Source organism: Streptomyces sp. NPDC057654 (genome assembly GCF_042800135.1).
In the GTDB taxonomy this organism is placed as follows: Bacteria; Actinomycetota; Actinomycetes; order Streptomycetales; family Streptomycetaceae; genus Streptomyces.
The window spans coordinates 1-7,653 of the sequence record NZ_JBHVHQ010000391.1 but is presented as its reverse complement, the minus strand read 5'-3'; the positions used below and the strand labels follow the sequence as shown (position 1 = coordinate 7,653).

Genomic DNA, 7,653 nt, shown 5'->3' with positions numbered 1-7,653 from the left:
GGCTCGCGGTCCCTGACCAGGGGATGCCCCGGGGGCCGGATGGGCGGCTTGCAAAAAGCTTGCACTCCAGGTGCAGCGGTGCGGGGACGGCCGTAAAACCGGCTGTGCGCCCGCTGTGCTCCCGTGCGCCCCTAGCCGCTCCCCCTGACCGCGTGGCAAGAGTGAAGTGAGTGCCGCACGGACGTGCGGGCGCTGCCGAGGGCAGCGAGAAGAAGCGCACCCGTCGGGGGGCGATGGTGGAACTTCTTGCTCTGGGATCACTTGAACTATGGCACCACGAGCAGCAGCACGCGCTCGGTTCGGTGAAAGAACGCTGTGTCCTGGCCATTTTGATCCACGCGCGAGGCGAACTGGTCAGCGTGGACTCCCTGTTGACCCGTGTCTGGGACGACCGGCCGCCGCCTACGGGCCTGGAAACGCTGCACACTTATCTGTCCCGATTACGGGGGCGGCTGCGCCGGGCGGTCGGCGACCTGGCCCGGGTGGAGCGGCCCTCACCCCGCCTGTACCGGCTCCGCGTCGACCCGAAGGACGTGGACCTGCTGCGTTTCCAGCGGCTGCGTGCCGACGCGGACGCGGCGGCCGGCCGGGGCGAGAGGGAAGCGGCCATCGGTCTGCTGCGCACGGCGGAGACACTGTGGCGAGGCGACCCGCTGACCGAGTTCACCAACGGCTGGGCCGCGTCGTCGCGTGCCCGGCTGATCGAGGACTACCGCCGCGTCCGAGAGGAACGCATACGCCTGGAGCTGGAGTTGGGGCGGCACGCGGATCTCATCGGCGAGCTTCACGAGCTCGCCGCGCAGAACCCGCTCGCGCAGCGGGTGATCGCCCAATTGATGCTGGCTCTGTACCGATCCGGGCGGCACGACGAAGCGCTCAGCCTCTACCGGACCACGCGCCGCCGCCTGCACGTACGGCAGGGCATCGAGCCCGGCTCTGAGCTGCGGGACCTTCATCAGCGCATTCTCGCGCAGGACGCCGCGCTCACGGAGACGGTCGCCGCCGCGCCGACGGTGATCGCCGAGCTCCGCAGCAGCCTCCCCCGCGACATCAAGGACTTCACGGGAAGAGCGAGCGAATTGCGTACCCTGCTCGCCGATCCCGCGCCCGGCGACTGCGGGACGACAGCCCTGCCGCTCACGGTCCTGCACGGCATGCCGGGAATCGGCAAGACCGCGCTGGCCGTGCATGTCGGGTATCAGCTCCGAGCGTCCTATCCCGATGGCCAGTTCTATGTCGATTTACGCGCATACAGCGGGCAGCCGCCCTACGACCCCGCCGAGGCGCTCGCGGTATTGCTCCACGCCTCCGGAGAACCCGCCGCACTGCCCGACTCCCTCGACGAGCGTGCCGCCAAGTGGCGGGAGTGGACAGCCCGCCATCGCGCGCTCGTCATCCTCGACAACGCTCGGGACGCCGCTCAGGTCAGCCCTCTGCTGCCAGGGTCCCCGACCTGCCGGGCCATCGTGACCAGCCGGAACAGGCTCCCGGGTCTCGACGGCGCCGCTTCGCTGTTCGTCGACGTGCTGTCCGAGTCCGATGCCGCCGGCCTCTTCACCCGGATCGCGGGAGCCTCGCGCGTGTCCGACGACGCCACAGCCTTGGGGCGCGTCGTGGCCGCGTGCGGCAGACACCCGCTAGCGGTCCAGCTACTCGCGAGCCGCTTCAGGCACCGTGGCTCCTGGGATCTGCGCCATCTTCTCGACCGGCTGGCGCAGGCAGCCGACTCCCTCGACGAGTTCGACGAATCGGTCGCGAAATCCTTCCAGTTCTCCTACGCGGAACTGAGCGCTCACGCGCAACGGCTGTTCCGTCGTATGGCGTTGCACCCGGGCCCTGATATCGCCCACCACGCGGCGACCGCGCTCGCGGGGCCGGACGCCGAAACAGGCTCCGCGCGTATCCGCAGAAGTCTGGACGAACTGCTCGACGGCCATCTTCTGGACGAGCCCATGCACGATCGCTACAAGCTCCACGATCTCGTCCGCGCCTTCGGTCTCCAGGTCTGTTCCGAGTCGGAACCGAGTTCCGCACGCCGTGAGGCCGTCGGCCGGCTCTTCGCCTACTACCTCACCGCGGCCCATCGTGCCGACCGCCTCATCAATCCGCACCGCAGGACACTGCCGCCGCCGGGAGCGGAATGCGATTCCCCGTACGCGCCTGATTTCGCCGACGCACGCGAGGCATCGGCTTGGCTCACGGTGGAACGCGCCAACATCCTGGCCGTGGCGCGCGCGGCCGGCGCCGCATTCCCCGCCTATGCCGCGCTGTTCCCCCATGTACTGGCCAGGGCCCTCAAGCTGTGGGGTGCATGGGACATCGCCGCCGAGCTCTACGGCGCGGCCGTTCCTGCTCTCCGTTCTCTCGGCGACCGGCCGGCGCTCGCCCGCGCTCTGGTGGAATGGGCGGAGGTGCTGGCACAGAAGAGCCCCGGAGACGCTTTGGAGTATGCGACCGAAGCCTTGGCGATCTTCCAGTCCGTCCATGACACCAGTGGTTGCGCCGACGCTCACCTTCAAACAGGACGTGCCCATCTCGCTTCTGGCCACGGCGATTTGGCGTTCAGCCAACTGGATCGGGCGCTGACTCAGTACGGCGAGACACACGACCGATTCGGCGAAGCCGAGTGCCTCAACGTCCAGGGCGCCGCGATGTATTACGGAGGTCGGCACAACGACGCCCTCGACACGTTCCGTGCCGTTCTCCGCATCCGCGAGGAGCTCTGCGATGTGTCGGGCCTGATCAAAGCGTTGAACAACGTGGGCGAAATCCACGCCCTCCATGGACGCCACGAGGACGCCCTTGACTACTACGAACGCTCCCGGGCACTGGTCCAACAGCACGGCGGTCGACAGGAATTGGCGATCCTCGACACCAATATCGCCGCCGTCTATCAGGCGACGGGACAGACCGACCGAGCTCTTGCGTCCTACCAGAGAGCCCTCAACAGCCATCGCTCTGGCGGCGACGCGCTGGGAGAGGCCAACGCGCTCATCGGCGCGGGCACGGTCTACATAGCGATTGAGCGGTGGAGCGAGGCGCTTTGGCACTTCACTGCGGCCGAAGAAATCGCCCGCAGCATCGGCAACGCGTACGAACGTCAGCGCGCGCTCATCGGCATGGCCGACGCCCAGCGTGGCTCCGGGCGGCTCGGAGCCGCGCTGGAGGTCTACCAACAAGCGCTGCGCGTCGCGGAGGAGATCCGCTCCCCGCTGGGCTCAGCACACGCGCTCGCGGGACTCGCGCGGACATCCCTCGCCTCGCACAGCATCGACGCAGCGCGTCGCTACGGCGCACAGGCCGTAACCATCTATCAAAAACTTGAAGCTAAGGCGGAAGAAGCAAGCTTGCGGAACCTACTCCTGGGTCGAGGCGCAACCGGCTCCTGAACCGATTCCGTGGAGCCGGTCGCGCCTGGGCGGACAACTGCGGTCAGATCTTCACGAGTTCCGGCCGGTCCGGCGACTGCTCACCAGCGCCACCGGCCTTCCACCACATCAGCTGCGCAGGCTTCACCTCTACAACTCCCCGAGGAGTCGGCGGCGTCAGCTGTGCGGGGGCGGTCTGCACGCTGTGCACGAACTGCGTCTGCATGAGGTGCACCGTCGCAGCCTGTACGGCCGCACCGACGCCGGGGTTCGCCGTCGCGGCAGTCGCACCGGCGGGGCTGACGCACACGAGGAGCCCAGCCAGAGAGACAGCGACAAGGACGGTCTTGCATCGAATCACGACGCCCCAAGTTTGTTCAGTAGTTGACAGAGTTAGGGCTCTTCACGGCCCGATGCCGCCAGAACTTAACATGAAACCTTCCTGCGTATCAGTGTTATCCAAGATGCGGTCGAGGAGGATGAGGAGTACCTACCGGCCGCGCTCCACGGCCCCGATGAACCATGTTCTGAAGGTTCATGACGGTGCATCAGGACATTGGTGCTCTCGTTCGGCCAGCAGTCCGCTCACCGTCGGACATGCCCCGCAAGATCCGCCAGCAGCACCTCGGCCACCTGCTCCTCCACGACCGCGGCGCCCGCCTCCCCGAGCGCCCCGGCCAGGTCGGAATCCCAAGGGGCCTCGGTGATCCTGCCGGGGGCGGGGCCGGGCGTACCGGCCCGGTGGGCGGTCGTGTAGTCGGCGGTGGTCATGCGCCAGGGCCGCGCGGGGGTCTTGGCGAGGATGTGCGCGGCGATGCGCAGGCCCTCGCCGTCGAAGTCGCCGTGGTAGCGCAGGGGGCAGCCGGCGGCAGCCAACTGGCGGAGGAGGAGCATGACGGCGCTGTTCGGCCAGCCCGAGGTGCATACCAGCGGCGGGCAGGCCGGGCCGAAACGGCTCAGGGCGAGGGCGATGATGCTCGGGTTCTCCGTGATGTGCGTGTCCTGGGCGGGGAATCGGAGGTCGCCCGGGGCGCGGAGCTGCGCGAGGGTGAGGTGGGCGGCGTGTCCGGCGGCGGAGTACGCGGTGAGGGCGTGGGCCACCGGGCCCGCGCCGGAGGGGGTGAGCCCCGCGGTCAGGACGGTGGTGGACAGGGCATCGTCCGCGATCCCGGCGCGGCCCCACAACTCGCGGCGGTCGGACGCGGATTCGGGCGGCGGCGTCTCGTGCAGCGCGGCGAGGGCCCGTAGGACCAGGGTCGAGAGTCGGGTTCCGTCGTCGAGGGCGTGTGAATCCGACAGGACGGCCGTCGCGAACACCGGCAGCGGCTCGCCCTGCGCGGGCAGCGCGGCCAGGGCTCGCAGCGCCTGTTCCAGGATTTCGCGGGTGCGCGCGACGGAGCCGGCGATCAGGCCCGTACGGCGAAGCTGCGCCGTCCACGCGGCGAGCGCGGGCTGGGCGGTCACCGTCGGGTGGCTGTCGAGCCATGCCCACAGGCCGGCGCGGCTTGCCTGCTCGGCCTCGCGTTCGGCGGCCCGGTCGCCGAGCGGGCCGACGATGTCGGCGACGACGGCCCGTACATCGCGTCCGCAGATCTCCAGGAGCGCGGTGTCGAGCCGCGCCAGGTCCACGCTGACGTGCGCGTCCGGCAGCCGGTCGAGGCCGAGCAGGTCGGCGAGCGCGCTGCGGCCCTCGGGGGTGAGCGGCCCGACGCGTAGCCTGCTGACCGGGCGGCCGGTGGAGAGCCTGCGGTGGGCGGCCTGCCACAGCGGGGCCAGCTCGGGCCGGTCCGCTGAGCTGTGGCCGGACGGATTCACGGCCGCTCCTCGTCGGGTACGAGCGCGGCGCCGTCCCATACGAAGCGTGCGGTGGTGACGGCCTCGTCGGCGGCGGAGTCCGGGCCGCCGCCGTCTCCGGTGATCAATTGGTGCACGGCGATGCCGTCCAGCTCGCGGTAGGTGCACCACTCGTGGTCCGAGGTCAGCATCAGGTCCAGATCGAGGGCGCGCAGCAGATCGAAGACCTGGCCGCGGTTGGTGGCGTCGACGCCCACGAACACCTCGTCCAGCAGGATCAGCCGGGGCGCCCGGGGCACGGCGTGGTAGTGCGCGGCGACGGCGGCGAAGAGCGGCAGGTGCAGCGCGATGGCCTTCTCGCCGCCGGAGAGCGCGCCGTGCAGCTTCTTGGTGAGCAGCTGCCAGCCGTGCCCGTTCGCCCGGTCGAGCTTCACCACGAACTGGTGCCAGGCCGTGTAGTCCAGCACCTGGGCCAGCTGATCCTCCCAACTGGCCGCCGTGTTGGCCGCCTTGGCCTCCTCGATACGGTCGCGGAAGAAGCGGTGCAGTGCGTCGCGGTCCGCCTCGGTCACGCGCACCGGGTCCTTCAGCAGCAGTTCGCGGGCGGCCCTGGTGCCCTGCGGCAGGGCGGGGTCCACCTGCCAGACGAGCCGCACGGCGACGCGGGAGGCGGTGCGTACCCGTTCGAGCCGCGCGTTCATCGCGTCGACGAGTTCGTTGGCCTGGCGGATACGGGCCGCGAGGTGGCGGCGGGTGTCGCCGGTCAGCGTCTTGTCGAACAGTTCCCGTTCCGCGGCGGTGATGTCGTCCCGGCTGCGGTCGCGTTCGGCGGACAGCGCCGCGAGGAGCTGTGCCGCGCCGATCGACGCGCCGTCCATCGCCGCCGTGAAGACCTGGACGTCGCCCTCGTCGTCCGGCCCGAGGTCCAGGTCGGCGCGGTCACTGAGCGCCTGGCGGCTCTCGTGGACCGTCTCGCCGAGCCGGCCCAGGGCGTCCGCCAGGTTCTTCGGCTCGTGCGGCACGGCGGGCCAGCGGGCCGCGATCGTACGGGCGGTCTCCAGGGTCGCCTTGGTGCCGTCGCCCGGGGCGAGACGCAGGTCGGCGGCGCCGGCGTCGGCGGGGAAGCCGAGGGCCGCGTACCGGCGCAGCCGTCCGGCCGCGGCGTCCCGCGTGGTGATCGCGGTATCGCGCCGCTCGGCCGCGTTCACCCGTGAATTCCCCAACGCGCCGATGCGGGAGGCGAGTTCGAGGAGTTCGGCGCCCAGGCGCTTGGTCTCCTCCTGGGCGCGGCGCAGCTCCGCGCGGAGCTGCTCGATCCGGGCGAGCACCTCCTTGTATTCCGCGCCGACCGCGCGCGTGACCTCCTCCAGCGTGGCGGTCAGTGCGCGGGCGGCCGTCTCGGCCCGGTGTGCCTCGTTCTCCCGTTCCTCGGCGGTCCGCAGGGACCGGTCGGCCTGTCCGCGCACCTCGGCGGCCGTACGGAGCCCGTGGGCCAGCCGCAGTTCGGCGAAGGTCCACTGACCGGCCGTCTCGCGCAGGTTCTCGGCGCTTTCGGCGAGCCGGTCAAGGGCCTCGCGGTCGGTGGGCAGGGCGTGTTCCGCCGCGGTGGCCTCCAGCGTGAGCCAGGCCGCGGTGACTGCCTTCTCCCGCACGGAACGCCTGGTCACGGCCGTACGTACGCCGTCGTCGCGGTGGGCGACATCGCTCACGGCGTGGTCCAGGGCACGCTGGGCCGCGGTCACCGGGCGGTGGTCGGGGCGTGCCCGCCGCTCCAGGTCCAGCGTCCGGCGGCGGCCGGCGATGGCGGTCAGCTCGGTGTCGCACTCGGCGATGACCTTGTCCAACTCGCCGATCCGCAGCATCAGTTCGGCGATTCTGCGCTGTCGCGCGCGGTGTCGCGCCACGGCTCCGATGTGGGCCGATTCGGTCTTGGCCCAGCTGCCGGTGAGGCTCGCCAGCCGCCAGGTGCCGTCCGCGCCGATGGCCGCGCGGCGCCCTTCGGGGAGCGTTTCGCCGTAGGCGATGCCGGACAGCAGCCGCTGGATGCGGGCGGCGGGCACTGGGGCGTCGGGCTCCGGCCGCAGGACGTCGGCGAGGCTGCGCCCGGCCACGGGCTCCGCCCAGTCGGCTTCGGCGAACGTGTCGTGGCCTGCTGCCGTCAGCCCGCCGTCCGGCCCCACCCAGGCGTCCAGCAGGCCCGCGGCCTCCAGCGCCGCCTCGGTCCCGGCCTGCGCGGCGTCCGGTACGGACTCGTGGAAGGCGACGAGTTTCCACAGCGGCGCTCCGGGCAGTACGGACCGGTCCGAGGACCGGGTCCGAGGCGGTACGGGCGGCAGGTCGCTCTCGTCCTCCAGCCCGGCGGCCTCCGCCGCCAGCTCCGCTCGCACGGCGGCCTCTTCCGCGCGACGGCGCCGGGCGGTGGTCTCGGCCGACGCGAGGGCGCGGTCGGCGGTGCGTACCGCGGCCTCCGTGAGCGTCAGCACCTCTGCCT

The 7,653-nt window shown here is 71.1% G+C and carries 4 protein-coding genes; 1 reads left to right on the top strand and 3 read right to left on the bottom strand.

The window, feature by feature from the left end:
* Positions 1–170: 170 nt before the first annotated feature.
* Positions 171–3,389: a BTAD domain-containing putative transcriptional regulator gene (locus ACFU99_RS25500; protein ID WP_384395791.1), complete on the top strand. Its 3,219-nt coding sequence runs from the start codon at positions 171–173 to the stop codon at positions 3,387–3,389.
* Between the two features lie 43 nt (positions 3,390–3,432).
* Here ACFU99_RS25500 and ACFU99_RS25495 read toward each other — a convergent pair whose 3' ends face one another.
* The 3 genes from ACFU99_RS25495 to ACFU99_RS25485 form a co-directional block, all read right to left on the bottom strand.
* The gene (locus ACFU99_RS25495) at positions 3,433–3,594 is read right to left on the bottom strand and encodes a hypothetical protein (protein ID WP_384395788.1); all 162 of its coding nucleotides are present in this window, start codon (positions 3,592–3,594) and stop codon (positions 3,433–3,435) included.
* A 359-nt stretch (positions 3,595–3,953) separates the two neighbouring features.
* Positions 3,954–5,183, bottom strand: coding sequence for a TIGR02679 family protein (locus tag ACFU99_RS25490; protein WP_384395785.1), 1,230 nt, complete (start codon positions 5,181–5,183; stop codon positions 3,954–3,956).
* On the bottom strand, positions 5,180–7,653 hold a 2,474-nt coding region (locus ACFU99_RS25485), incomplete at its 5' end, for a TIGR02680 family protein (protein ID WP_384395782.1). The genes ACFU99_RS25485 and ACFU99_RS25490, both read right to left, overlap by 4 nt.